The following is a 25407-nucleotide window of genomic DNA, read 5'->3' as shown; positions in this document are numbered from 1 at the left end:
GGTCCCGAACCCGGTGGGTTGCCGCCCGCAGGGCATTGCTCCTCTTCTTTTCCCCTCTTCTCCAGGACCGAGAAAGCCGAGATGAACGACTCCTTCACCCCGCACGACGAGCCGCAGCAGACCGGTGCGGTGCCCTCGGACCTGGAGGACGTGTATCCGCTGTCCTCCTTGCAGGAAGGGCTGCTGTTCCACGCGCTGTACGACGACGGGGCGCGGGACGTGTACGTCGTGCAGTCGTACCTGGACCTCGCGGGGGCCGTCGAGGAGGGCCGGCTCGCGGCGGCGATCGACGCGTTGCTGGTGCGGCACGCGAACCTGCGGGTGGGGTTCTGGTACGAGGATCCGCAGGACGTGGTGCAGTTCGTGCAGCGGGAGGTGGAGACGCCGCTGCGGGTGGTCGATCTGACGGGGCAGGCGGACGCCGCGGTGCGGGCCGCGATGGACGAGGACTGGCAGCGCCGGTTCGACCTGGAGGCGCCGCCGCTGTTGCGGTTCAGCCTGCTGCGGCTGGGGGAGGGCCGACACCGGCTGGTGCTGACCTGCCATCACCTGCTGCTGGACGGCTGGTCGATGCCGATCGTGGTGCGTGAGCTGCTCGCGCTGTACCGGGGCGAGCAGTTGGAGCCGGTCCGCCCGTACCGGGACCACCTGGAGCTGCTCGCGGCCCGGGACACCGCCGCCGCCGAACGCGCCTGGGCGGCGGCCCTCGACGGGTTCGAGACGCCGCACCCGGTCGCCCCGGCCGTCGCGGGGGCGTCGGCCGTGGAGCCCGGGCTGCTGACCCGGCACGCGGGGGCGGAGCTGACGGCCCGGCTGACGGCGGCCGCGCGCGGGAGGGGCCTGACGTTCGGCAGCGTGGCGTACACGCTGTGGGGCGTGCTGGTGGGCTCGCTCACCGGCAGCACCGACACGGTGTTCGGCACCACCGTCTCGGGCCGGCCGGAGGACCTGCCGGGCGCCGAGTCGATGGTCGGACTGTTCATCAACACCGTCCCGGTCCGGGTCCGCCCGGCCGCCGCCGACACGCTCGCTTCCGCCGCCGCCGACGTCCAGCGCGCCCAGGCCGCCCTGATGGACCATCAGCACCTCGGCCTGGCGGCCGTCCAGCGTGCCGCCGGCGCGTCCGGCCCGCTGTTCGACACGCTGCTGGTGGTGGAGAACTACCAGGGCGGCGGGGACGAACTGAAGGCCCGGCTCGCGGCGAGCGAGGGCGAGGGCGAGGGCCCGACCGTCACCGCGCTCGGGGCCCGCGACGCCACCCACTACCCGCTCGGCCTGACCCTGCTGCCCGGCGCCGACCTGCGGCTCGAACTCGAGTACCGCCCGGACGTGTTCGACGCCGCCGCGGCCGAGACGCTGCTCGGGCGATTCCTCGCCCTGCTGGAGGAGTTCGCCGCCGACCCGGACACCCCGCTCGCCCGCCTGAACCTGCTCGCCCGGCCGAGCGCCCGGCGCTGACCGGCCCCGCGCTGCCCGCCGTCCCGCCGCCCGGCGTGGACGACCTGCTGCGCGCGCAGGCGGAGCGGACCCCGGACCGGCGGGCGCTGGTCGGCCCGGCCCTCGACGGCACCCCGGCCACCCGCACCTTCGCTCAACTGGACGCCGACACCGACGCCTTGGCGCGCCTGCTGCTCGCCCGTGGGGTCCGCGCCGAGCACCTCTGCGCACTCGCCCTGCCGCGCGTCACCGAGGCCGTCACCGCCCTGTTCGCCGTGCTGCGGGCCGGCGGCGCGTACCTGCCGCTCGACCTCGACCACCCGGACACCCGGCTGGCGGACCTGCTGGACGACGCCCGCCCGGCCGTCCTGGTCACCACCCGCGAGGTGCTGGCCCGCCTGCCCGAGCGGCCGGCCGCGACCGTGGTGCTGCTCGACGACCCGGCGACCGCCGCCGAACTCGCCGCGCTGCCGGCCGGCCCCGTCACCGACGACGAGCGCGGCGGCCCGATCGACCCGGCGCAGGCCGCGTACGTCATCCACACCTCGGGCTCCACCGGCCGCCCCAAGGGCGTGGTGCTGGCGCACGCGGGCCTGGCCAACCTGGCCCACGACCACCTGACCCGCGAGTTCGCCACCGTCCTCGCCGCCACCGGCGAGCCGCGGCTCAAGGCCCTGCACACCGCCTCGTTCTCCTTCGACTCCTCCTGGGAGCAGCTGCTCTGGCTGCTCGGCGGCCACGAACTGCACCTGCTCGGCGCCGACGACCGCCGCGACGCCGAAGCGGTCGTCGCCTACGTCCGCGCGGCCGGCATCCACGCGCTGGACGTCACCCCCAGCTACGCCGCCCAGCTGCTCGACAGCGGGCTGCTGACGGGCCGTCACCGCCCGGCGGTGCTGCTGCTCGGCGGCGAGGCGCTGCCCGAGACGCTGTGGACGGAGCTCCGGGCCGAGCCCGGCGTCACCGTGCTCAACTACTACGGGCCGACCGAGTTCACGGTGGACGCCCTGGTCGCCGACCTCGCCGAGACCGCCACCCCGGCCGTCGGCCGCCCGCTCACCGGCGGCCGGGCCTACGTGCTGGACGGGCTGCTGCGGCCCGTCCCGGACGGCGCGCCGGGCGAACTGTACCTGGCGGGCGTCCAGTTGGCGCGCGGCTACCTGGGCCGGCCGGGCCTGACGGCGGGCCGGTTCGTCGCCGACCCGTTCGGCGAGCCCGGCTCGCGGATGTACCGCACCGGCGACCTGGTGCGCCGCCGCCCCGACGGCGCCCTCGACTACCTGGGCCGCGCCGACGGGCAGGTGAAGATCCGCGGCTACCGGATCGAACTCGGCGAGATCGAGGCCGAGTTGGCGGCCCTCCCGGAGATCGCGCAGAGCGCCGTGGTGGTGCACCGCGGCACCGTGGACCGGATCGTCGCCCACCTGGTGCCCGCCGCTCCCGGCGGGCCGGACCTCGCCGAGGTGCGCGAGCGGCTCGCCGCCCGCCTGCCGGAGTACATGGTGCCGTCCGCGTTCACCGTCCTGGACGCCCTCCCGCTGACCGTGAACGGCAAGCTCGACCGCACGGCACTGCCCGAGGACGCCCTCGACTTCGCGGGCGCCGCCGGCTCCCGCGCCGCCGAGACCCCGACCGAGACGCTGCTCTGCTCGCTGTACGCCGAGGTGCTCGGCCTGCCCGGACCCGTGGGCGCGGAGGACGACTTCTTCCGCCTCGGCGGCGACTCCATCTCCTCGATCCGGCTGATCGGCGCCGCCCGCGCCGAAGGCCTCGCGCTCAGCCCCCGCGACGTCTTCGAACGCCGCACCCCCGCCGCCCTCGCCGGGCTCGCCGACACCCGGGAGACCGCCGCCGCCCGGCCCGAGCTGCCCGAACTCCCCGCCGCCACCGAGGCCGAGCGGGCCGCCGTCCGGGCCGCCGCGCCGCACCTGGAGATCGAGGAGGTCTGGCCGGTCTCCCCGCTCCAGGAAGGCCTGCTGTTCGAGGCCGACTACGACGACGGCGCCGTGGACGTGTACACCGCCCGCGACGTCATCACCCTGGACCGCCGCCTCCCGCTCGACGTGCTGCGCGCCGCCGTCGCCGCCGTGCTGGACGCCCACCCCAACCTGCGGGCCGGCTTCCTGCCGACCGGCCCCGACCGGCCGGTCCAGTTCGTGCCGCGCGCCGTGGACGTCCCGCTCACCGAACTCGACCTGTCCGGGCTGACGGAGCAGCAGTTCGCCGAACGGATGGCCGAGGTGGTGGAGCGCGAGGCCGCCACCCGCTTCGACCTGGCCGCCCCGCCGCTGCTGCGCCTGCTGTCCGTGCTCGCCCCCGACGGCGGGCAGCGGATCCTGATCACCAACCACGCGCTGCTCTGGGACGGCTGGTCCTCCGGCCTGTTCCTGCAAGAAGTCCTCGGCCGCTGCGCCGGCCTGCCGACGCTCGAACCCGCCCTGCCCTACCGGGAGTTCCTGCGCTGGCTGGGAGCCCGCGACACCGAGGCCGGCACCATCGCCTGGCAGCAGGCCCTCGCCGGGCTCGACGAGCCCACCCTGCTCGCCCCGGGCGCCCGCGAACGCGCCGGGCTGCTCCCGCAGTCCGTCACCGCCCGGCTGAGCCGCGAACTGACCGGCGAGATCAAGGAGTTCGCGCGGACCCACGCGCTGACCCTGAACACCGTGCTGTCCGGCAGCTGGGCGCTGCTGCTCGCCGGGCTGACCAACCGGCAGGACGTGGTGTTCGGCGCGACCGTCTCCGGCCGTCCCGCCGAACTGCCCGGCATCGACGGCACCATCGGCATGTTCCTCAACACCGTCCCGGTGCGCGCCGAGCTCGACCCGGCGGAGAGCGTCGCCGCCTTCCTGACCCGCCACCAGACCGAACAGGCCGCCCTGCTGCCGCACCACCAGACCGGCCTGGGCGCCATCCAGCGCGGCACCGGCTTCGGCCGCCTCTTCGACACCCTCCAGGTGCTCCGCAACACCCCCGCCGACGAGGCGGCCCGCGCCGACCTGCGCGAGCGCCTCGGCGTGCGCGAGGTGGAGGACGTGGACGCCGCGCACTTCCCGCTGATCTTCATCACCAACCCCGGCGAGGCCCTCACCTTCGAGTGGAAGTACCGCCCCGACGTCTTCGACCGCACCGAGATCGAACAGCACGCCCAGCGCCTGATCCTGCTGCTCGCGCAGCTCACCGCCGACCCCGACCGCCCCGTCCGCGCCCTGGACGTGCTGACGGCCGGTGAGCGGGAGCTGCTGGGGGAGTGGGCGGAGACGGGTCGTGAGCTGCCTCCGGTATCGGTGGCGGAGCTGTTGGCGGAGCGGGCGGCGTCGGTGCCGGAGGAGACGGCGTTGGTGTTCGGTGCGGAGTCGTGGTCGTATGCCGAACTGGACGCGCGGGTGGACCGGTTGGCGCGGTTGTTCGCGGCGCGGGGGCCGGTCGGGAGCAGGTGGTGGCCCTGGGGCTGCCGCGTTCGTTGGACATGGTGGCGTCGCTGTTCGCGGTGCTGCGCTGCGGGGCGGCGTACCTGCCGCTCGAACTCGACTACCCCGCCGAGCGTTTGGCGTTCATGGTCGAGGACACCGCGCCCGTGGTGCTGGTGACGGACTCCGCCACCGCCGCGCTGCTGCCCGCCCACCCGGCCACCGTGCTGCTCGACGACCCGTCGGTGGTCGCCGAGTTGGCCGCGCTGCCGGCGGGCCCGTTCCAGGTGCCGTACGAGCCGGACGCCGCCGCGTACGTGATCTTCACCTCCGGCTCGACGGGTCGGCCGAAGGGCGTGGTGACGCCCTACCGCGGACTGACGAACATGCAGGTGAACCACCGCGAGGCGATCTTCGATCCGGTGGTCGCCGCCGCGGGCGGGCGTCGGCTGCGGATCGCGCACACCGTGTCCTTCTCCTTCGACATGTCCTGGGAGGAGCTGCTCTGGCTGGTCGAGGGTCACGAAGTGCACGTCCTGGACGAGGCGCTGCGCCGCGACGCCAGGGGCTGGCGGACTACTGCGCCGAGCACGCGGTCGACGTCATCAACGTGACGCCGTCCTACGCGCAGGCGCTGGTGGAGTGCGGGCTGCTGGACGAGGGCCGGCACCGGCCGGTGCTGGTGCTGCTCGGTGGCGAGGCGGTGGCGGAGACGCTGTGGTCGAAGCTGTCCGAGACGCCCGGCGTGCTGGGCTACAACCTGTACGGGCCGACCGAGTACACCATCAACACCCTCGGCGGCGGCACCCTGGACTCGGCGACCGCGACCGTCGGCCGGCCGATCCGGAACACCGTCGCGCACGTGCTGGACGGGCAGTTGCGCCCGGTTCCGGTGGGTGTGCCGGGCGAGTTGTACGTGTCGGGCGTCGGCCTGGCCCGCGGGTACCTCAACCGGCCCGGCCTGACGGCCGAGCGCTTCGTCGCGGACCCGTTCGGCGAGCCCGGCGCGCGGATGTACCGCACGGGTGATGTGGTGCGGTGGCGGAGGGACGGGCTGCTCGACTTCCTCGGCGGGCCGACGACCAGGTCAAGATCCGCGGCTACCGGATCGAACCGGCGAGATCGAGGACGCCCTGACGGCCCATCGGAACGTCGCGCAGGCGGCCGTGGTGGTGCGCGAGGACACCCCGGGCGTCAAGCGCCTGGTCGGCTACCTCGTCCCGGCCGGCCCGCCTGGACACCGCCGAGGTGCGGGCCGGACTCGCCGCCCGGCTGCCCGAGTACATGGTCCCGTCCGCGCTGATCACGCTGGACGCGCTGCCGCTGACCGTCAACGGCAAGCTCGACCGCAGGGCGCTGCCCGCCCCGCAGGGCGGCACCGCCGAGCGGGCGCCCCGGGACGCACGGGAGGAGATCCTGTGCGGTGCGTTCGGCGAGGCGCTCGGCCTGGCCGAGGTCGGCCCGGAGGAGAACTTCTTCGACCTCGGCGGCCACTCGCTGCTCGCCGCCCGGCTGATCGCCAAGGTCCGGAACCTGCTCGGCGGCACCCTGACGGTCCGTGACCTGTTCGAGGCCCCCACGCCCGCCGGCCTGGCCCACCGCCTGGACACCGCCGGCGAGCCGCGCCCCGCGCTGACCCGCCGCCCCCGCCCCGCCGACCTGCCGCTCTCGCACGCCCAGCGCCGCATGTGGTACCTGCAGAACCTGGACCGCGACGGCGCCACCTACAACGTGCCGCTCGTGGTCCGGGTCACCGGCCCGCTCGACGAGCCCGCGCTGCGCGCCGCCGTCCGCGCCGTCAGCACCCGCCACGAGAGCCTGCGCACCGTGTTCGTGCAGCGCGACGGCTCGGTGTACCAGCAGCTGCTGGACGCGCCGGCCGACGCGGAGGCGATCGAGGTCCGCCCGGTCGCCGAGTCCGCGCTCGACGCCGCGGTGCAGGCCGCCGTCCGGCGCGGCTTCGACCTGGCGACCGAACGGCCGCTGCGGGTCACCGTGCTGGAACTCGGCCCCGAGGACCACGTGCTGGTGCTGCTGTTCCACCACATCGCGGGCGACGAGTGGTCCATGCTGCCGTTCCTGGACGACCTCACCGCCGCCTACGGCGGCGCCCGGCCGGAGCCGCTGCCCGTCCAGTACGCCGACTACACGCTCTGGCAGCAGGAGCTGCTCGCCGACGGCCTGGTGGAGCGTCAACTCGACCACTGGACGCGCGCGTTGGCCGGTCTGCCGGAGGAGCTGGCGCTGCCGCTGGACCACCCGCGGACGCCCGTCGCCGGGTACCGGGGCGGGACGGTGCACGCCCAGGTGCCGCCCGCCGTGTACCGCGGCCTGCGGGAGGCCGCCCGGGCCACCGGCACCACCACCTTCATGGTGCTCCAGGCCGCCGTCGCCACCCTGCTGCACCGGCTCGGCGCGGGCGAGGACATCCCGCTGGGCGCGCCCGTCGCGGGCCGCTCGGACAGCGGGCTGGACGGCCTGGTCGGCTTCTTCGTCAACACGGTGGTGCTCCGCACCGACCTGTCCGGCGACCCGACCTTCGCCGAACTGCTGGGCCGCGTCCGCGAGTTCGACCTCGCCGGGTTCGCCCACCAGGACCTGCCGTTCGACCGCCTGGTGGAGGCCCTCAACCCGCCCCGGGTACCCGGCCGGCACCCGCTGTTCCAGGTGATGCTGGGCTACCAGCACAACGACGGCCGGGCCGGACGCCTGCTCGGACTGGAGAGCCGGATCCTCCCGTTCGACCTCGGCGCGGCCAAGTTCGAACTCGACTTCAACTTCGAGGAGACCTCCGCCACCGAGGAGATCGACCTCGCCCTCGAGTACGCCGCCGACCTCTACGACCGCGGCACCGCCGAGGCCCTGGCCGAACGCCTGCTCGCCGTCCTCGCCCAGGTCGCCGCCGACCCGCACCGCTCGATCGGCGCCCTGGATGTGCTGACGGCCGGTGAGCGGGAGCTGCTGGGGGAGTGGGCGGAGACGGGTCGTGAGCTGCCTGCGGCGTCGGTGGCGGAGTTGCTGGCGGAGCGGGCGGCGTCGGTGCCGGAGGAGACGGCGTTGGTGTTCGGTGCGGAGTCGTGGTCGTATGCCGAACTGGACGCGCGGGTGGACCGGTTGGCGCGGTTGTTCGCGGCGCGGGGCGCCGGGCCCGAGAAGGTGGTGGCCCTCGGGTTGCCGCGTTCGCTGGACATGGTGGCGTCGCTGTTCGCGGTGCTGCGCTGCGGGGCGGCGTACCTGCCGCTCGAACTCGACTACCCTGCCGAGCGCTTGGCGTTCATGGTCGAGGACACGGCGCCCGTGGTGCTGGTCACCAACGAGGCGGCGGCCGACCGGATGCCCGACACCGCCGACGTCCCCCGCCTGCGCCTTGACGACCCGTCGGTGGTCGCCGAGTTGGCCGCGCTGCCGGCGGGTCCGTTCCAGGTGCCGTACGAGCCGGACGCCGCCGCGTACGTGATCTTCACCTCGGGCTCGACGGGTCGGCCGAAGGGCGTCGTCACGCCCTACCGCGGGCTGACGAACATGCAGGTGAACCACCGCGAGGCGATCTTCGATCCGGTGGTGGCCGCCGCGGGCGGGCGTCGGCTGCGGATCGCGCACACCGTGTCCTTCTCCTTCGACATGTCCTGGGAGGAGCTGCTCTGGCTGGTCGAGGGCCACGAAGTGCACGTCCTGGACGAGGCGCTGCGCCGCGACGCGGAGGCGCTCTCCGCGTACTGCGCGGAGCACGCCGTGGACGTCATCAACGTGACGCCGTCCTACGCGCAGGCGCTGGTCGACCGGGGCCTGCTGGACGAGGGCCGGCACCGGCCGGTGCTGGTGCTGCTCGGCGGCGAGGCGGTGGCGGAGACGCTGTGGTCGAAGCTCTGCGACACCCCCGGCGTGCTGGGCTACAACCTGTACGGGCCGACCGAGTACACCATCAACACCCTCGGCGGCGGCACCCTCGACTCGGACACGGCCACCGTCGGCCGGCCGATCCGGAACACCGTCGCGCACGTCCTGGACGGCCACCTGCGGCCCGTCCCGGTCGGCGTCCCCGGCGAGTTGTACGTGTCGGGCGTCGGCCTGGCCCGCGGGTACCTCAACCGGCCCGGCCTGACGGCCGAGCGCTTCGTCGCGGACCCGTTCGGCGAGCCCGGCGCACGGATGTACCGCACCGGGGACGTGGTCCGCCGGCGCGCCGACGGGCTGCTCGACTTCCTCGGCCGCGCCGACGACCAGGTGAAGATCCGCGGCTACCGCGTCGAGCCCGGCGAGATCGAGGACGCGCTGGCCGACCATCAGGAGATCGCCCGGGCGGCCGTGGTGGTGCGCGAGGACACCCCCGGCGTGAAGCGCCTGGCGGCCTACCTGGTGCCAAGTGAGGGTACCCTTATCTCGGTCGCGGCGATCCGTCGTTCGCTGGCCGCCAGGCTGCCCGCCTACATGGTGCCCTCGGCCTTCGTGGTCCTGGACGCCCTGCCGCTGACCGTCAACGGCAAGCTCGACCGCGCTGCGCTGCCCGCGCCGCGCGCCGAGCACCACGCCGTCGACGGCGAACGGCGCGCCCCGCGCTACCCGAGCGAACAGGCCGTGCACGCCGCGTTCGCCGAGGTGCTCGGCCTGCCCGCGGTCGGCATCGACGACGACTTCTTCGACCTCGGCGGCCACTCGCTGCTGGCGATGGAACTGCTCCAGCGCCTGCGCACCGACTTCGAGGGAGACATCTGCCTGCCCGACCTGCTGGCCCGGCCCACCGTCTCGGCCCTCGCCGAGCACCTGGTCGACCGGCTGGTCGACGCCGCCCTCGGCGGCCGCCCGTCCTGCTCCGCCTGACCCCCCGTCACCCGCCACCCCACCAGAGGAGAACCGACCCCATGGCTGCCACCAACCCGTTCGAGGACGACGACGCCCGCTACCTGGTGCTGGTCAACGACGAGAACCAGCACTCGCTGTGGCCCGCGTTCGCCGAGGTCCCGGCCGGCTGGCGCACCGTCCACGGCGAGGACACCCGGGAAGGCGCCACCGCGTACATCGACGCGCACTGGACCGACCTGCGCCCCGCGAGCCTGATCGCCCGCACCGGCGCCTGACCCCGCACCAGGAGGGGCGGCCCCCGGGGCGCCCTCCGCCACCCCCGACGGATGGCCGACCCTGTGACCACCCCTCAGCCCGCACCCGCCGCCGGGCCGCCCGACGGCCTCACCGCCGAACGACTCGCCGACGAGGACCTCGCCCCCGGCGCGCTCTCCGCCGAACGCCGCCGCCGCGCGCGCGCCCTGCTGCGCGGCTCGCTGCGCCCGCACCGGGCCACCGTCGCCGCCGCCATGGCCGCCGCCGCGATCCGACAGCTCGCCCTGCTCGCCGTCCCCTGGTGCGTCCAACAGGCCCTGGACCAGGGCCTGCAGAAACACGACGGCCGCGCTCTGGCGGTGTGGGCCGCCGCCACCGGCGCCGCCGCCCTGGTGCAGTTCGCCGGCCTGTACGGCTGGCAGTACTGGGCCGGGTACGCCGACGCCAAGGTCGGCGCCGACCTGCGCGGCCGGCTGCTGCGACACCTGTCCGGCCTGGACCGGGCCGCGCTCGCCGCGCGCGGCCACGGCGACCTGGCGATGCGCGCCACCCGGGACACCGACCTGGTCCGCGAATGGGTGCACGGCCTGGCGGTCTGGGTCGTCCTCGGCACCACCTTCCTGACCGTGCTGCCCGCGATCGGCGCCCTCTCCGGACGGCTGCTGCTGGTCACCCTCGCCACCCTGCCGTTCCTGGTCTGGGTCAACCTGTCCTACCCGCGCCGGTTCGCCGTCGCCTCCGCCGAGCTGGCGACCGCGCACGGCCGCCGCGCCGACGCCGTCGCCGACCTGCTCCAGCTCGGCACCGGCCTGCGCGGCACCGGCGGCCACCGCCCGCTGGTGGACCGTCACCACGCCGCCAGCGCCGAGGTCACCGGACGCACCGTCACCGCCGCCCGGATCGAGGCCGGCTGGGCCGCGGTCGCCCCGCTGGTGCCCCGGCTGGCCGTCGCCGCCGGCGTCGGCCTCGGCGGACTCGCCGTGCTGGACGGGCAGTTGACCGTCGGCGGACTGGTCGCCTTCACCTCCTGGATGGCGATCGTCACGCTCGCCACCCGGGTCCTGGTCGACCGGCTGCTGGAACGCGGCCAGGCCGACGTCGCCGCCGCCCGGATCGACGAGGCGCTGTCCATCCTCCCCACCGTCGCCGACCCGGCCGACGGAGTCGCGCTGCCCGCCTCGGGCGTCCTCTCCTTCGCGGCCGTCACCGCCGCCCGGGACGGCCGCACCGTCCTCGGGCCGGTCGAACTCGCCGCCGCACCGGGCGAGTTCCTCGCCGTCCACGGCGCGACCGGAGCCGGCAAGAGCACCCTGCTGCGGCTCGGCGTCCGCCTCGACGACCCCGACACCGGAGCCGTCCGCTACGGCGGCACCGACCTGCGCGCCGCCCGCCTGGACAGCGTCCGCGAACGGATCGCCCACGTCGCCCAGCGGCCCGTGCTGCTCTCCGGCACCGTCGCCGACAACCTGCGGCTGGGCCGCGAGCTGTCCGACGCCGAACTCGAACGGGCCTGCCGCACCGCCGGGTTGCACGAGCAGCTGCTGGCCATGCCGGACGGCTACGCCACCGAACTCGGCGAATCCGGCACCGCCCTCTCCGGCGGCCAGGTCCAACGCCTCGCGCTGGCCCGGGCGCTGCTCGGCGACCCCGCCGTGCTGCTGCTGGACGACGCCACCTCGGCGCTCGACACCGGCACCGAGGCGGTGATCCTGGAACGCCTGCGCGCCTGGTCCGCCGGCCGCCGGACGCTGGTCTTCGCCACCCACCGCACCGCCGTCCTCGAAGCCGCCGACCGGACCGTCGAGTTGACCGCCCCCGCCGACTCCGCACCCCTGGAGGCCTCCCGTGGCTGAACAGCCCCTGCTGCGCGAGGAGGCCGAGGAGCGCGGAGTGCTGCGCCGCGCCATGCCCTACCTGCGTCCCCACCGGCTGCGCCTGGCCGTCGCGCTGGCCGTCGGCCTCGGCGACTCCGCCGCGCTGGTGGCCGTCGCGCCGCTGGTCGGCCTGGCCACCGACGGCCTGCTCGACGGGGACCGCGGGCGGCTCGGCACCGCCGTCGCCCTGCTGGCCGCGCTCGCCGTGGTGCAGCTCGTGCTGGCCCGGATCGGCGAACTGCTGCTGATCAAGGGCGGCGAGGACGTGGTCCGCACACTGCGCGAGCAGGCCGTGGAGAACCTCGCCACCGCGCCGCTGCGCTTCCTGGAGACGCACCGCAGCGGCGACCTGCTGCGGCGGGCCACCGGCGAGGTCGCGGCGCTGGCCGCGTTCGTCCGGCTGCACCTGCGCAACCTGGTGTCGGCGCTGGCCACCCTCGGGTTCACGCTCGCCGTGCTGGCCGGGTACTCCTGGCAGTTGCTGCTGGTCCAGCTGGTGGTGTTCGTGCCGCCGACGCTGCTGGTCACCCGCTGGTTCCAGCGCGACGCGGCCTCCGCGTTCGGCGGCAAGGCGAGCGCCGAGGCGGCCGTCGCCGCCACCTTCACCGAGACGCTGACGGCCCGTGAGGCGCTGCAGACCTCGCGCGGCCTGCCCGGCTGGACCGCCCGCTTCGACCGCGAGAACCGGCACGCCGTCGGGCCGCCCGGCGGGCGCTGCGGGTGGAGAACCGGATCGACCTGGTCAGCCTGATCGAGGGCCTGGCGCTGGTCGCGCTGCTGGCCGTCGGCGGCTGGCTGGTCACCCGGGACGCGGTGAGCGTCGGCGCCGTGGTGGTGTTCGTGATCGCCGGTCGCACCCTGTTCGACTCGTTCACCGACCTGTCGCAGCTGGTCGGCGAGGTCGCCACCGCCCGCACCGGCCTGGCCCGGCTGCTCGACCTGCTCGCCGCCACCGCCCCGGCGAGCCCGCCGCCCCCGTCGGCGGGCTCGCCGAGCACGGCGAACTGCGCTGCGAGGACGTCGACTTCGGCTACCGCGCGGAGGGCCTGGACCTGCACGGCGTCAGCCTCGCCTTCCCGGCCGGCAGCCGCACCGGCGTGGTCGGCGAGACCGGCTCCGGCAAGACCACGCTGTCCAAGCTGCTCTGCGGCCTGTACCGGCCCGACGCCGGCGCCGTCCGGTTCGCCGGCGCCGACCTGGCCGAACTCCCGGAGGCCCAACTGCGCAGCCGCATCGTGCTGGTGCCGCAGGAGGTGCGGCTGGTCACCGGCACCGTCGCCGAGAACCTGGCGCTGGTCCGCGGCGCCCCCGACCGGGCGGCGATCGAACGGGTGGTCGCCCGGCTCGGCCTGACGGAGTGGCTGGCGGCGCTCGGCGGCCTCGACACCGAGGTCGGCGTGCGCGGCGCCCGGCTCTCCGCGGGCGAGCGGCAGATCCTCGGCGTGGTGCGGGCCGTCCTCGCCGACCCGGCCGTGCTGGTGCTGGACGAGGCGACCGCGGACATCGACCCGGCCACCGCCGCCCGGCTGGAACACGCCCTGGACGAACTGCACGCGCACTGCACGCTGATCGTGATCGCGCACCGTCCCGCGACCATCGCCCGGCTGCCCCGGGTGGTGCGACTCGCGGGCGGGCGGGTGGTCGGTGACGGACCGTCGACCCCGGAGCCCACTTCCCGCCAAGACAAGGTTAGGCTAGCCTAAGCTTCAGGCGTTCGCCCTGTGCCGCCGCCCCGCCCCGGGGTCGGCGGCACACGGCTGCTCCGGCCACCACCGACCGAATGGGCTGACCGATGACCACCAGCACGACCGCGCCGCCGCGCATGCGGATCGTCCGCCACCCGCTCAAGTACCGCCTGCTGGACGTCAAGCGGGTCGAGCGCATCACCCCCGGCACGGTCAGGGTCACCTTCACCGGCGACGCCCTCGACGGATTCTGCGAACAGGCCCCCACCGACCACGTCAAGCTCTGCTTCGCCGAACCCGGCCACGAGCTCCCGGTCGAACCCGTGGTCGAGAACGACACCTGGATGGACGCCCCCGTCGAGCCGATCACCCGCGACTACACGATCCGCCACTACCGGCGCGACGCCCGCGAACTCGACATCGACATGGTCCTGCACGGCACCGGCGTCGGCTCCCGCTGGGCCGCCGCCGCCCAACCCGGCATGAAACTCGGCGTGTTCGGGCCGCGCGGCTCCGAGGAGATCGACTTCGTCCACGACTGGTACCTGCTCGCCGCCGACGAGACCGCGCTGCCCGCCCTCGCCCGCTGGCTGGAGATGCTCCCCGCCGGCGTCAAGGTCCTCGCCTTCGTCGAGGTGCCCGGCCCGCAGGACGAGCAGCAGCTGACCACCGCCACCGACGCCACCGTCACCTGGCTGCACCGCGGCGACGCCGCCCCCGGCACCACCGACCTGCTCGAACGCGCCGTCGCCGCCGCCGAACTCCCCGACGGCCTCGGCTTCGCCTGGGTCGCCGGCGAGGCGCACACCCTCAGGCCGATCCGCCGCCACCTGCGCAACGACCGCGGACTGACCCGCCATCAGGCCGACGTGGACGGCTACTGGAAGCGCGGCACCGCCAACCACGACCACCACGAGGACGAGCACACCCCGCACGCATGAGCACCGACACCCCGGCCCGGCCGACCGCACCGAGCCGCCGCGCCACCACCGCCCGCCGCAGCGCCTGGCTGCTCGGCGCCCTCGCCGCGCTCGCCGTCCTCGCCGTCCTCTCGCTCGGCATCGGCGCCCGCACCATCGCCCCCGGGCAGGTGCTGCACGTCCTGCTGCACCGCGAACCCACCGCCGAGGACTGGATCGTGGTCCACCACTCGCGGATCCCGCGCACCCTGCTCGGCATCACCGTCGGCGCCGCCCTCGGCGTCGCCGGCGCCATGATGCAGGCTCTCACCCGCAACCCGCTCGCCGACCCCGGCCTGCTCGGCATCAACGGCGGCGCCGCGGCCGCCGTCGCCGCCGGCACCGCCCTGTTCGACCTGCGGACCTTCCACTCCTTCGTCTGGTTCGCCCTGCTCGGCGCCGCCGTCGCCGCCCTCGTCGTCCAACTCCTCGGCGGCAGCGCCGCCGCCACCCCGGCCCGGCTCGCCCTGGCCGGCACCGCCGTCACCGCCGTGCTCACCGCCTTCGTCAACGGGCTGATCCTGCTCGACCCGCTCACCCTGAACCGGTTCCGCTACTGGCAGATCGGCACCTTCGCCGGCGTCGACTCCGCCGCCGTCGGCCAGGTCCTCCCGTTCCTGCTCGCCGGCGGGCTGCTCGCCCTGGTGCTCGGCCGCCCGCTCAACGCCCTCGCCCTCGGCGACGACACCGGCCGCGCCCTCGGCGCCCACCCCGCCCGCACCCGCGCGCTCAGCCTGCTCGCCATCACCCTGCTCTGCGGAGCCGCCACCGCCGCCGTCGGCCCGATCGCCTTCGTCGGCCTCGCCGTCCCGCACCTCGCCCGCCACCTCTGCGGACCCGACCAACGCTGGATCATGCTGCTGTCCGCCGCCCTCGCGCCGGTCCTGCTGCTCGCCTCGGACATCCTCGGCCGGCTGCTGCTCCGGCCCGCCGAACTCCAGGTCGGCGTGGTCACCGCGTTCGTCGGCGCACCGCTCTTCATCGCGCTGGTGCGCGGCCGGAGGATCGCCCAACTGTGAAGCCGCTCCTCCCTGTTGACCGCACTGCTGATGGCCGCACAGCTGGTGACAGCACGGCTCTTGGCCGCACACCCGGCCTGCCGCTGCCCGGCGGACGCGCGCCACGCCTGCCGCTGCCCGGTGGACGCTCGCTCCGCCTGTACCCCCGGGCCGTGCTCGTCGGAGGCCTGCTGCTGCTCCTGCTGCTCGGCGCCGCCGCCTGGACCCTCACCGCCGGGGACTACCCGCTGCCGGTCCGCGAGGTGCTCGACATCCTCGGCGGCGGCGGACGGCGGGCCGACCGCTACATCGTCATGGAGGTCCGGCTCCCCAGGATGCTCACCGCCCTGCTGGTCGGCGCCGCGCTCGGCCTGGCCGGGGCGCTGTTCCAGACCCTCGCCCGCAACCCGCTCGGCAGCCCCGACGTCATCGGCTTCACCGTCGGCTCCGCGACCGGCGCACTCACCGTCATCCTGCTGATCGGCGGCGGCGCGGCGTTCGTGGCGGGCGGCGCGGTCGTCGGCGGACTCGTCACCTCGCTGCTGGTCTACCTGCTCGCGCGGCGCGGCGGCACCCAGGGGCACCGGCTCGTCCTGGTCGGCATCGGCCTCTCCTCGCTGCTCTCCTCCCTCAACGCCTACCTGATCGCCCGGGCCTCCTTCGGCGACGCGCAGAGCGCCGCCGTCTGGCTCACCGGCAGCCTCAACGCCCGCGGCTGGGAACACTGCACGCCACTCGCCCTCGCCCTGCTGGTGCTGCTGCCGGCGGCGCTGCTGCTCGGCCGGCCGCTGCGGATGCTGGAGATGGGCGACGAGACCGCGGCCTCGCTCGGCGTCCGCACCGAACTCGTCCGGATCCGGCTGGTGCTGATCGGCGTCGCGCTCACCGCCGCGGCCACCGCCGCCGCCGGTCCCGTCCCCTTCATCGCGCTGATCGCCCCCCAGGCCGTCCGCCGCCTCACCCGCACCGCCGGCCCCAACCTCCTCGGCTCGGCCCTCCTCGGCGCGCTCCTCCTCGCCCTCTCCGACCTCGCCGCCCAACGCCTCCTCGCCCCCACCCAACTCCCCGTCGGCGTCCTCACCGGCATCATCGGCGGCGCCTACCTGGTCTGGCTCATCACCCGCCAATGGCGGCGCCCGGCCTGACGGAGGCGGCGGCCGACGCGGACCCGCCGGAGCGTCATACCGGGGTAGCCCCGGATGAGTTGGCTCCCCGGGCACCCTGCCGCCCGGCCTCGCGGCCGCGCTCGACCTCGACCGGATGGGCATGGTCGGCCACTCCGGCGGCGGCTCGACCGCCCTCCAGGCCATGCACGACGACCCCCGGATCGCCGCCGCCGTCAACATGGACGGACAACTGCACTTCCCCGGCCCGGACGGCCGCACCGGCGTCCACCTCACCGACGTCGCCGAGCAGGGACTCGACCGGCCGTTCCTGCTGCTCGGCACCCGCGCCGACGACTCCGGCCCGCACCAGCAGCAGCCCGGCTGGGACGCCCTGTGGAAGCACAGCACCGGCTGGCACGCCGACTTCACCCTCGACGGCTCCCGCCACGGCTCCTACACCGACGCCGAAACCCTGCTGCCACAACTCGCCCGCCAGGGCGCGATCGCCCCCGGGACGCTGCGCAACGACATCGGCGACATCCGCCCCGACCGCGCGGTGCTCGCCACCCGCACCTACGTCGCCGCCTTCTTCGACCACTGGCTGCGCGGCCACGACACCCACCTCCTGGACGGCCCCTCCGCACGCTTCCCGGAGATGGTCCACCAGCCCTGACGGGCCACTAAGCTGCGGCAGATGACGGAGCCTCTGGAATTCGGCCCGGCGCTGACCCGCCTGCTGGCCCGGCGCGCGCTCACCGTCGCGGAACTCGCGGGCACCGCGGGAGTCCCGGCAGCGCGGGTGACCGCCGTGCTGGAGGGTGCAGGGCCGAGCGATGCGCTGGTGCGGCGCCTCGCCCCCGCGCTGGGGCTGCGGACGGCGGACCTGTTCGTACTGGCGGGAGTGCGCGTCCCGCTGGACCTGAAACCGCTGGAGAGCAGGGCCGGGCGCCGCGTGCACTGGATCGTCCGGGACCTGCTCGGCCTTCCCGCCGATGAGAGGGCCGGACTGCTGGAGCTGGTGCGGTCCTTGCCGCAGGAGGAGCGGACGACCGCGCCCGAGCGCCCGACGGGGGAGCCCCGCGGTAAGGGGGCGGGCGCCAAGGTCGTCCGGATGGCGCTGAACCGGAACCTCGACCTGTTCGGGCTGGCGTACACCATGGCGTACCTGACGCCCAGTTACCTGTCGCCGAGCACCTACGGGCTGATCGGCCGGGCGGAGGAGGAACTGACGCCCGATCTGGCCGCCGACTTCGCCACCCTGCTGGGGATGGACCCCGGCGACCTGTCCGCGCTGACGGGCATCGCCCTGTCCGGGCCGCTCCCGCCCCCGGGGCCGGAGGTCACGGACGCGGTGGCCCTGATCTGGTCGGCCCGCCGCCTCTCGGACGCCCAACTGGCGGGCGTCGCGGAGACGGTGGACGCGGTGGGTGCGAAGCTCCGGGACGGGGTCGCGCGGGGCTGACGGGACCGGGGTCAAATCAGGTCGAGTTCGGCGACGCGTTCGCCGCCGCTGAGTTCGCCGGTGGGGCGGAAACCGAGTGCGAGGTAGAAGGCCTCGGGGCCGTCCTCGCCGATGTGCCAGGTGGTGGTCATCCGGGTGCCGCCGCGGCGGCGGATCTCGTCGGCGACGGCCCGGACCGCGAACCGGCCGTAGCCGCGGCCCTGTTCACCGGCGGCGATGTTGAGGCGCCAGAGGCCGGAGCGGATGTCGGTGCCGGTGCCGTCGCCCGCGAAGTCGATGTCGAGGAAGGCCATCAGGAAACCGACCGGCCGGTCGCCGTCCACGATGAGCCGGGGCCACGCCACACCCGGGTGCACGTACGCCTCGGCGAGCGACTTCACCACCGGGTCGACCAGGTGTTCCTGATCGGGCCGCACCTTCAGGGCGATCGCGGCGTCGAGGTTGGCCGGGGTGAGGGGTTCGAGACGGAGCGCGGTGTTCATACCCGGAAACCCTAGGTCAGTGGCGCAAGCGGGTTTCCGGCCCGGCGGCCGGTGGCGTGCGCACGGACGGCCGGGGTGCGGCTTCCCAAGGGCAGTGATGATCACTAAGGTCTGGGGGCTGTGACCACGCAAGAGCCGAGCGACGACCTGTGGGCCGAGTTCCTCCGGGAGTACGAGAAGAACGACGCCGTCCGGGAGCCGAGCGCCGCCGAGCGCGCCCGGGCGGCCGCGCCGCCGCGCCGCTCGCGGCGGTGGCTGGTGCTCCCCGCCGCGGCCGTCCTGCTCGCGGCGGCGGGCGCCGCGGCGTACGCGTTCCGCCCCGCGGAGCAGCACCCGAACCCGACCGTGGCGGCCGGCTCCCCGTCCGCCGCTACGGCGGCAACCCCCTCGGCCGCGGCCGGGGTTCCGGTCGAGGCGATCCCGCTCACGGTCTTCCCGGGCCAGGTGCAGGGCTACACGCTGGTGGCGAAGACGAGCACTCCGCACTGCACCGGCCCGGACACCGTCGCGCCGGCCCTCGCCGGGCTGATCACCCAGGGTCACGGCTGTGCCGGCGTCGGCCTGGCGCTGTACAGGGACGGCGACGGCAACCAGTACAACCTGGCGCTGCTCACGATGAAGGACCCGGCCGACATCCCGCACCTGCTGACCGTGCTGGCGAGCCACCCCGAGGCCCACCAGGTCGCCGTCCAACTCCCGCCCAAGGACTCCGGGCTGCGCGAACTGCCCGCCGACAGCGGCCTCGTCCAGGGCTTCGCCGCCTACGGCCACGGACTGCTCATCGGCGCGGGCCAGTGGTCCGACGGCCGGACCGCCGAGTTCGACAAGCTGTCGGCCCGCCTCCAGCCGCTGACCGAAGCCGTCAGCAAGCAGCTTCCGGGCTGACGGGCCGTGAGGAACCGGGAGCGGACATGCGACTGACCGGCGACCCCGGGTACGGCGAGATCGACGTCGAAGGCACGGCGGAGGAACTGGCCGCACTCGCCGCGGCCGTGGCCGCCGGCACGGGCCGCCTCGCCGTCACCGGGCCGGGGTTGACGGCCGTCGAGGTGACGGCGACGGACGGCCCCGGCGTGCTCACCCGGGTGGACGCCGGGGGCCGCGTCCTGGCGATCGAGGGCGACGCCCCCGCCCGGGCCGTCCTGGCGGCGAACCTCCGGGCGATGGCCGACGCGGACGACGGCGGCCACCTGCACCTCGACCCCCACCCCGGCCACCCCTACCTGACCGAGGACTCGGTCCCCCTGCTGGTCAACAGCCCGCACGGCGGCATGCCCGGTCGAACGGGCCGTTGACCCGCTCGGCTACGGGAGGTTCCACGCAGTGAGGACGGGTTTGCCGTGCTCGGTGCCGAGGATGCCCAGGGTGCCGGGGTGGGGGTGGCCGAGGTGGCCGGCGGTGATCGGGGGGAGGCCGAGCCAGCGGGCGGCGAGGATGCGGGCGAGGTGGCCGTGGGCGACCACGGCGACGTCGCCGTGGGCGAGGAGGGGGCGGATCCTGGCGAGGACGGCGTCGGTGCGGGCGGCGACCTGGTCGAGGGTCTCGCCGGGGTGGGTGACGCCGTCGCGCCACAGGTCCCAGCCGGGACGGAGCTCGTCGATCTGCTCGGCCGTCAGGCCCTCGTAGCCGCCGTAGTCCCACTCCAGCAGGTCGGGGTCGGGCCGGACACCGGTGAGGCCCGCGAGTTCGGCGGTGCGCAGCGCGCGGCCGAGCGGGCTGGAGAGGACGGCGACCGGGCGGCGCTCGGCGAGGCGCGGCGCGAGCGCCCGGGCGGAGGCCTCGCCGGCCGGGGTCAGGGGGACGTCGGTGCGCCCCGCGTGCCGGCCGGTGAGGCTCCACTCGGTCTGGCCGTGCCGGATCACTATCAGCTCTCCCATGGGCGGAAGGTTAGTTGACGATCCGTCGGAGCGGCGGGGTGATGGGCAGGATTCCCGGTAGCGGAGGCCCGGCAGGAAGGAGCGCCACTGCTCGGGGGTGAGCCCGCCGCCGGCGCGGGCGGACGCTCCGCACCGGGTACCGCCCGTGGGGCTCCGTCCGGGCCGTCCGCAACTGCTGAGGCCGTCGCCCCGGGCGGTTAATTCGGGTAGACGGCTGACGGCCCGTCACGGAACGCTGGTCGGATGACTGGAGACAACTGGCCGGCCGGGGCACTGGCGCCCGGCACCCGGGTCACGGTGGTCCGTGATCCGGCGCGCGGGGGGCCGTGGCAGCGGGAGTTCCGGGGCACCGTCGATGAGCTGGGCGCCCCCGAGCCCGTCGACCACGAGCACGCCCGGGAGGGCGAGTTGGCGTACTGGGTGCGGTTCGACGAGCCGGAGTTCGACGGCGACGGGGACGGGCCGTACCGGAAGGCGCTGATCTGGGGCCGCTACCTGCGCAGGTGAGGTCAGAGCAGGCGGCGGAAGACGCGGGAGCCGCGGGCCGGGTCGAGTTCGGCGGCCCAGGCCGGGGGCGCGGCGGTCGGGGGGATCCGGGCGAAGGCGTGCTGGTCGAAGAGGGTCGCGGCGCCGGTGGTGGCGGCGAGGACGGTGCGGAGGCCGGTGCGGCGGGCGTGGCCGAGGACGGCGTCGATCAGGAGGGAGCCGAGGCCGTGGCCCTGGCGGTCGGCGCGGACGCAGAGGTTGTGCAGGACGCCGGTGGGCGGGTGGCCGGGGTGGTGGGGAGGTGGCGCAGGGCCGCGCAGGCGTCGAGGCCGGCGGGCCCGCGGACGACGAAGAAGGCGTCGGGGTGTGCCGGTAGTCGTCGAGCGTGCGCGGCCGTAGCGCGCCGGAGCGCAGGAACGGCAGCGACAGGTCGTACAGCGCGCCGGCGTCGCGGAAGTCGGTGCGGACGGCGACGGGCGTCGCGGTGGCGGTCATCGGGCCAGGGCCGGTGCGGGGCCGGTGAGTTCGTCGGTGCTGAGGACGACGGCGCACTTGCCGGCCGTCCAGCGCAGTGCCTCCCGGTGGTGTTCGGCGGAGAAGTCGGCGACGGCGTCGGCGACCACGAAGGCCCGCAGGTCGCGCTGCCAGGCGTCGGCGGCGGTCAGCTGGACGCCGATGTGGGCGTAGACGCCGACGACGACCAGTTGGTCGCGGCCGAGCGCGGCGAGCTGTTCGGCGAGGTCGGTGCGGGCGAACGCGCTGTACTTCCACTTGAGGACGAGGCGGTCGCCGGGTTCGGGGGCGATCGCGGCGGGCATGGACTGCGCGCGCTCGTCGGCGGGCAGCCCGGGGCCCCAGAAGTCCCGTTGCAGGCCGCGCTGTTCGGGGGTCTGGCCGCCCTGCTGGTGCGAGTAGAAGACCGGCATGCCGGCGGCCCGGGCCCAGGCGAGGGTGCGGGCGGTGTTGGCGAGGACCGGTTCCAGCGGGGGGCCGGCGGCGGGGAAGGCGTCCAGGAAGTACTGCTGGAGGTCGTGCACCAGCAGCGCGGCCCGGGACGGATCGACCTGCCAGGGGACGCGCCGGGGCGGGAGCTCGGTGGGCAGCGGGTAGGGCGCGATGGCGGGAAGCGCCATGGGGAGTGCCTTTCTGGTGGGGCGTCAGCCGGCGGAGGCGCGCAGGTCCTTCTTGCTGACCTTGCCGATGCCGGTGCTGGGGAAGGCGTCCACGAACTCGACCCGGTCCGGGACCTTGTACTCGGCGAGCCCGGCGGCCCGGACGAAGGCCTTCAGCTCGACCGGCCGGGGCCGGTCGGCGGCGGGCCGTAGGATGACGTAGGCGCAGCTGCGTTCGCCCAGGTACGGGTCGGGCACGGCGACCACCGAGACGTCGTGGACGGCGGGGTGGGCGAGCAGGACGTTCTCGACCTCCTCGGCGGCGACCTTCTCGCCGCCGCGGTTGATCTGGTCCTTCGCCCGGCCCTCCACCACCAGGTGCCCGGTCGCGGTGCGGCGGACCAGGTCGCCGGTGCGGTAGAAGCCGTCGGCGGTGAACGAGCGGGCGTTGTGCTCGGGGGCCCGCCAGTAGCCGCGGATGGTGTACGGGCCGCGGGTCAGCAGGTGGCCGAGGGCGCCGTCGGGCAGGTCCCGGTCCTGGTCGTCGACGACGCGGACCTCGTCGTCGGGGGAGATCGGCCGGCCCTGGGTGGTGAGCACGGTGCGCTCGTCGTCCTCCGGCCGGGTGTAGTTGACGAGTCCTTCGGCCATCCCGAACACCTGCTGGAGCCGGCAGCCGAGCGCCGGGCCGAGCCGCCGGGCGGCTTCCTCGGAGAGCTTCGCCCCGCCGACCTGGAGCAGTTCCAGGCTGGACAGGTCGTACGCGCCGGCCTCGGCGGCGCTCGCCCAGGCCAGCGCGAGCGGCGGCACCACGCCGGTGAGGGTGACGCGTTCGCGGGCGATCAGGCCGAGCGCGGTCGCCGGGCTCGGGTCGGGGGCGAGCACCACCCGGCCGCCCGCGAAGAACACGCCGAGCGTGCCGGGGGAGGAGAGCGGGAAGTTGTGCGCGGCCGGCAGGGCGCACAAGTACACCGAATCGGCGGTGAGTTCGCAGATCTCGGCGGAGGCGCGGACGCTGTACAGGTAGTCGTCGTGGCAGCGCGGGATCAGCTTGGGCAGGCCGGTCGAGCCGCCGGAGAGCTGGAGGAAGGCGAGGTCGCCGGAGGCCGGCGGGTCCGCGACCGGCGCCGCCTCGGGCGCGCGCAGTGCGGCGAGCGGGGTGAACGGGCCGGGCTCGCCGACCACGAACACCTCCGGCGGCTGCGGCCCGGCCGCCCGCACCTCGGCCGCCAACTCCCGGTGGTCGAAGCCCTCGTGACGATCCGGCACGAACAGGGCGCGGGCCTCGGCGAAGGCGCAGAAGTAGCCGATCTCGGCGCGGCGGTGCGCGGGCAGCGCCATCACCGGCACCACGCCGGCCCGCAGCGCGCCGAAGAACACCTCGAAGAACTCGGCGACGTTGGGCAGTTGCAGCACCACCCGGTCGCCCTTGCGCAGCCCGCGGGCCAGCAGCCCGGTGGCCAGCCGGTCGGCGCGGGCGTCCAGCTCGGCGTAACTCCACTGCTGGGTGCGGTCGGTGACCGCGATCCGGTCCGGCGTCGCGGCGGCGTGCCGGCGGACGGCCGCGTCCAGCAGCTCGCCCGTCCAGTGGCCGGCCGCCCGGTGGCGGGCCGCGGCCTCCTCGGGGTACAGGCTCATCGGGCGTCCTCCAGGCCGAGCACGTGCAGGAAGGTGCGGAACTTGGCGGAGGTCTCGGCGAGTTCGAGCTCCGGGTCGGAGGCGGCGACCACGCCCGCGCCCGCGAACAGCCGCAGCCGGTCGCCGTCCGCCTCGGCGCAGCGCAGCGTCACCACCCACTCGCCGTCGCCGGCGGCGTCGCCCCAGCCCACCACGCCGGTGTACAGGCCCCGGTCGAACGGCTCCAGTTCGCCGATCGCGGCCCGGGCCCGGTCGGTCGGGGTGCCGCAGACCGCCGGCGTCGGATGCAGGGCGAGCGCCAACTCCAGGGCGCTGGTGGACGGTTCGCGCAGGATGCCGGTGACGGTGCTGGACAGGTGCCACATCGCGGCGGTGCGCAGCAGCGTCGGCCGCTCCGGCACGATCAGCTCGGCGCAGTACGGGGCGAGGGCGGCGCGCACCGCGTCCGCCACGAAGGCGTGCTCGGCCAGGTCCTTCTCCGAGTGCAGCAGTTCCTCCGCCCGGCGGAGGTCCTCGACCGGGTCGGCGCTGCGGGCCGCCGAGCCCGCGAGCGGGTTGGACACCACCCGCTCGCCGCGCCGCGACACCAGCAGCTCCGGGCTGGCGCCGATCAGGGTGGCGCTGCCGCCCGCGGGCACCGCGAAGGTGTAGCCGTACGGGTCGCGGTGCACCAGGCGGGAGGCCATCGCGGCCAGGTCCGCGCCGCCCGGCGAGGTCAGCTCCAGGGTGCGGGCCAGCACCACCTTCTCCAACGGGGAGTCACCGGCCAGGCGCCGCACGGCCTCCGCGACCGCGGACCGGTAGCCGTCCGGCTCCGGCACCGGGCGGCTCCGCCAGCCCGGCGAGGCGACCGGCGCGGCGGACCCGCCCGCCGGGACCGGCCCGGCGGTGCGGACCCGCTCCGGCACGAACAGCCGGGCCGGGGCGTCGGGCGCGAACGGGATCGCCCCGACCAGCAGCCGCCGCCCGCCGTCCGGCCGGGCCCCGGCCAGTGCCCGGGCGGCCGTCGACGGGTCGTCGACGAGGCGGTGCACGCCCTCGGCGAGCAGCGTGCGGGTGGGCGTGGCGAGCAGGGCGCGGTCCGGCCCGGGCCGGTAGGCGGCCAGCAGGTCGCTGCCGGTCGCCGCCGCGGGCGGCCGAAGCTCGGAGGCGGTGGTCATGCTGCTCCGTTCCGCCGACGCGGACGGGGCGCGTCGGCACTTGCACAGGCGAGGGCGCGCGGGGGGCGGCCCGCGGGGAGAGGGGAGGTGAGGGGGTGTCAGGCGCGCAGCGTCGCGCCGCCGTCCACGTACAGGTCGTGCATGGTGATGTGCCGGGCGCGGTCGCTCGCCAGGAAGGCGACGGCCTCGGCGATGTCCTCGGGGGCGGCGAGCCGGCCGAGCGGGATGCCGACCCGGTAGCCGGCCGGGTCGCCGCGCAGGACGCGGAGTTCGGCCTCGGGGTCGGTCCACAGCGCGCGCTGCATGGCGGTGTCGGTGGAGCCGGGGAGACCAGGTTGCAGCGCACGCCGGCGGCGGCGAGCTCCAGGCCCAGGCAGCGCACGAACATGGCGGTGGCGGCCTTCGACGCGGCGTACGCGGCCATGCCGGTGCGCGGCACGCCCGCGGCGTTGGAGCCGACGGTGACGATCGCGCCGCCGCCGCGGGCGGACATCCGGCGGCCGACGGCCCGGCAGGTGTGCAGCACGCCGGTGGTGTTGACGGCGAAGGTGTGCTGCCAGTCGGCGTCGGCGATCTCCAACGCGGGCGAGGGGCGCAGCACGCCCGCGACGTTCACCAGCACCTCCACCGGCCCGAGCTCGTCCTCGACCCGGGCCACCAGCGCCTCCA

The 25407-nt window shown here is 75.4% G+C and carries 19 protein-coding genes and 4 pseudogenes; 16 read left to right on the top strand and 7 right to left on the bottom strand.

Annotated features, from left to right (window positions below; all coding sequences use genetic code 11):
• The first annotated feature begins 81 nt into the window (after positions 1-81).
• The 13 genes and pseudogenes from KCH_RS36710 (at position 82) to KCH_RS02885 (ending at position 17983) form a co-directional block, all read left to right on the top strand.
• Positions 82-1458: a condensation domain-containing protein gene (locus KCH_RS36710; protein ID WP_051652672.1), complete on the top strand. Its 1377-nt coding sequence runs from the start codon at positions 82-84 to the stop codon at positions 1456-1458.
• Between the two features lie 35 nt (positions 1459-1493).
• A pseudogene (locus tag KCH_RS36705) lies at positions 1494-4619 on the top strand (amino acid adenylation domain-containing protein); the annotation flags it as partial.
• Between the two features lie 173 nt (positions 4620-4792).
• Positions 4793-5733, top strand: a pseudogene (locus tag KCH_RS43835) (AMP-binding protein); the annotation flags it as partial.
• 254 nt (positions 5734-5987) lie between these two features.
• Positions 5988-9596 (top strand): annotated as a pseudogene (locus KCH_RS36695) (amino acid adenylation domain-containing protein); the annotation flags it as partial.
• Between the two features lie 107 nt (positions 9597-9703).
• Positions 9704-9919 (top strand): MbtH family protein, encoded by a 216-nt coding sequence (locus KCH_RS02920; RefSeq protein WP_035858648.1) that lies wholly within the window; start codon positions 9704-9706, stop codon positions 9917-9919.
• Between the two features lie 51 nt (positions 9920-9970).
• The gene (locus KCH_RS02915; RefSeq protein ID WP_084223154.1) at positions 9971-11752 is read left to right on the top strand and encodes an ABC transporter ATP-binding protein; all 1782 of its coding nucleotides are present in this window, start codon (positions 9971-9973) and stop codon (positions 11750-11752) included.
• A complete protein-coding gene (locus tag KCH_RS43825; protein WP_244305111.1) occupies positions 11745-12524 on the top strand; it encodes an ABC transporter transmembrane domain-containing protein in 780 nt (259 codons plus the stop codon). Before KCH_RS02915 ends, KCH_RS43825 begins: the two co-directional genes overlap by 8 nt.
• Positions 12525-12870: 346 nt before the next feature.
• On the top strand, positions 12871-13476 hold the full coding sequence (locus KCH_RS43820) for an ATP-binding cassette domain-containing protein (protein ID WP_244305109.1): 606 nt from the start codon (positions 12871-12873) through the stop codon (positions 13474-13476).
• Between the two features lie 89 nt (positions 13477-13565).
• Positions 13566-14399 (top strand): siderophore-interacting protein, encoded by an 834-nt coding sequence (locus KCH_RS02905; RefSeq protein WP_035858647.1) that lies wholly within the window; start codon positions 13566-13568, stop codon positions 14397-14399.
• Complete coding sequence (locus KCH_RS02900) at positions 14396-15436, top strand: FecCD family ABC transporter permease (RefSeq protein WP_035858645.1); 1041 nt, start codon at positions 14396-14398, stop codon at positions 15434-15436. Before KCH_RS02905 ends, KCH_RS02900 begins: the two co-directional genes overlap by 4 nt.
• Before the next feature lie 152 nt (positions 15437-15588).
• Entirely contained in the window at positions 15589-16560 is a 972-nt protein-coding gene (locus KCH_RS02895; RefSeq protein ID WP_244305108.1) for a FecCD family ABC transporter permease, read from the top strand.
• Between the two features lie 115 nt (positions 16561-16675).
• Positions 16676-17194, top strand: coding sequence for an alpha/beta hydrolase (locus KCH_RS02890; RefSeq protein ID WP_208865909.1), 519 nt, complete (start codon positions 16676-16678; stop codon positions 17192-17194).
• Between the two features lie 21 nt (positions 17195-17215).
• On the top strand, positions 17216-17983 hold the full coding sequence (locus KCH_RS02885) for a hypothetical protein (RefSeq protein ID WP_051652668.1): 768 nt from the start codon (positions 17216-17218) through the stop codon (positions 17981-17983).
• A gap of 11 nt (positions 17984-17994) precedes the next feature.
• Here KCH_RS02885 and KCH_RS02880 read toward each other — a convergent pair whose 3' ends face one another.
• Positions 17995-18465, bottom strand: coding sequence for a GNAT family N-acetyltransferase (locus tag KCH_RS02880; protein ID WP_035858643.1), 471 nt, complete (start codon positions 18463-18465; stop codon positions 17995-17997).
• 120 nt (positions 18466-18585) lie between these two features.
• Between KCH_RS02880 and KCH_RS02875 the strand changes: the two genes are divergently transcribed.
• Positions 18586-19350 (top strand): hypothetical protein, encoded by a 765-nt coding sequence (locus tag KCH_RS02875; protein WP_035858640.1) that lies wholly within the window; start codon positions 18586-18588, stop codon positions 19348-19350.
• Positions 19351-19376: 26 nt separating this feature from the next.
• Entirely contained in the window at positions 19377-19760 is a 384-nt protein-coding gene (locus tag KCH_RS02870; protein ID WP_035858638.1) for an Imm32 family immunity protein, read from the top strand.
• 9 nt (positions 19761-19769) lie between these two features.
• Here KCH_RS02870 and KCH_RS02865 read toward each other — a convergent pair whose 3' ends face one another.
• Positions 19770-20342 carry a histidine phosphatase family protein gene (locus KCH_RS02865; protein ID WP_035858636.1) on the bottom strand — a complete coding sequence of 191 codons (573 nt, stop codon included), beginning with the start codon at positions 20340-20342 and terminating at the stop codon, positions 19770-19772.
• A gap of 243 nt (positions 20343-20585) precedes the next feature.
• Between KCH_RS02865 and KCH_RS02860 the strand changes: the two genes are divergently transcribed.
• Positions 20586-20849, top strand: coding sequence for a hypothetical protein (locus KCH_RS02860; protein ID WP_035858634.1), 264 nt, complete (start codon positions 20586-20588; stop codon positions 20847-20849).
• A gap of 2 nt (positions 20850-20851) precedes the next feature.
• Here the strand turns inward: KCH_RS02860 and KCH_RS47005 are convergent, their stop codons facing one another.
• The 5 genes and pseudogenes from KCH_RS47005 to KCH_RS02840 form a co-directional block, all read right to left on the bottom strand.
• Positions 20852-21148 carry a GNAT family N-acetyltransferase gene (locus KCH_RS47005; protein WP_084224137.1) on the bottom strand — a complete coding sequence of 99 codons (297 nt, stop codon included), beginning with the start codon at positions 21146-21148 and terminating at the stop codon, positions 20852-20854.
• A 171-nt stretch (positions 21149-21319) separates the two neighbouring features.
• On the bottom strand, positions 21320-21961 hold the full coding sequence (locus KCH_RS02855; RefSeq protein ID WP_035858632.1) for an isochorismatase family protein: 642 nt from the start codon (positions 21959-21961) through the stop codon (positions 21320-21322).
• Between the two features lie 24 nt (positions 21962-21985).
• Positions 21986-23578 carry a (2,3-dihydroxybenzoyl)adenylate synthase gene (locus KCH_RS02850; protein WP_035858631.1) on the bottom strand — a complete coding sequence of 531 codons (1593 nt, stop codon included), beginning with the start codon at positions 23576-23578 and terminating at the stop codon, positions 21986-21988.
• The gene (locus KCH_RS02845) at positions 23575-24738 is read right to left on the bottom strand and encodes an isochorismate synthase (RefSeq protein WP_035858629.1); all 1164 of its coding nucleotides are present in this window, start codon (positions 24736-24738) and stop codon (positions 23575-23577) included. The genes KCH_RS02850 and KCH_RS02845 overlap by 4 nt, the downstream gene beginning before the upstream one ends.
• A gap of 98 nt (positions 24739-24836) precedes the next feature.
• A pseudogene (locus tag KCH_RS02840) lies at positions 24837-25407 on the bottom strand (SDR family oxidoreductase); the annotation flags it as partial.

Source organism: Kitasatospora cheerisanensis KCTC 2395, from assembly GCF_000696185.1.
Lineage (GTDB): Bacteria > Actinomycetota > Actinomycetes > Streptomycetales > Streptomycetaceae > Kitasatospora > Kitasatospora cheerisanensis.
This window is presented reverse-complemented; position numbering and strand designations above follow the sequence as displayed.

Coding starts and splice junctions, on each gene's coding strand:
- KCH_RS36710 (WP_051652672.1), top strand. CDS start 82: ATGAACGACTCCTTCACCCCGCACGACGAGCCGCAGCAGACCGGTGCG.
- KCH_RS02920 (WP_035858648.1), top strand. CDS start 9,704: ATGGCTGCCACCAACCCGTTCGAGGACGACGACGCCCGCTACCTGGTG.
- KCH_RS02915 (WP_084223154.1), top strand. CDS start 9,971: ATGGCCGACCCTGTGACCACCCCTCAGCCCGCACCCGCCGCCGGGCCG.
- KCH_RS02905 (WP_035858647.1), top strand. CDS start 13,566: ATGACCACCAGCACGACCGCGCCGCCGCGCATGCGGATCGTCCGCCAC.
- KCH_RS02900 (WP_035858645.1), top strand. CDS start 14,396: ATGAGCACCGACACCCCGGCCCGGCCGACCGCACCGAGCCGCCGCGCC.
- KCH_RS02890 (WP_208865909.1), top strand. CDS start 16,676: ATGGGCATGGTCGGCCACTCCGGCGGCGGCTCGACCGCCCTCCAGGCC.
- KCH_RS02885 (WP_051652668.1), top strand. CDS start 17,216: ATGACGGAGCCTCTGGAATTCGGCCCGGCGCTGACCCGCCTGCTGGCC.
- KCH_RS02880 (WP_035858643.1), bottom strand. CDS start 18,465: ATGAACACCGCGCTCCGTCTCGAACCCCTCACCCCGGCCAACCTCGAC.
- KCH_RS02870 (WP_035858638.1), top strand. CDS start 19,377: ATGCGACTGACCGGCGACCCCGGGTACGGCGAGATCGACGTCGAAGGC.
- KCH_RS02865 (WP_035858636.1), bottom strand. CDS start 20,342: ATGGGAGAGCTGATAGTGATCCGGCACGGCCAGACCGAGTGGAGCCTC.
- KCH_RS02860 (WP_035858634.1), top strand. CDS start 20,586: ATGACTGGAGACAACTGGCCGGCCGGGGCACTGGCGCCCGGCACCCGG.
- KCH_RS02855 (WP_035858632.1), bottom strand. CDS start 21,961: ATGGCGCTTCCCGCCATCGCGCCCTACCCGCTGCCCACCGAGCTCCCG.
- KCH_RS02850 (WP_035858631.1), bottom strand. CDS start 23,578: ATGAGCCTGTACCCCGAGGAGGCCGCGGCCCGCCACCGGGCGGCCGGC.
- KCH_RS02845 (WP_035858629.1), bottom strand. CDS start 24,738: ATGACCACCGCCTCCGAGCTTCGGCCGCCCGCGGCGGCGACCGGCAGC.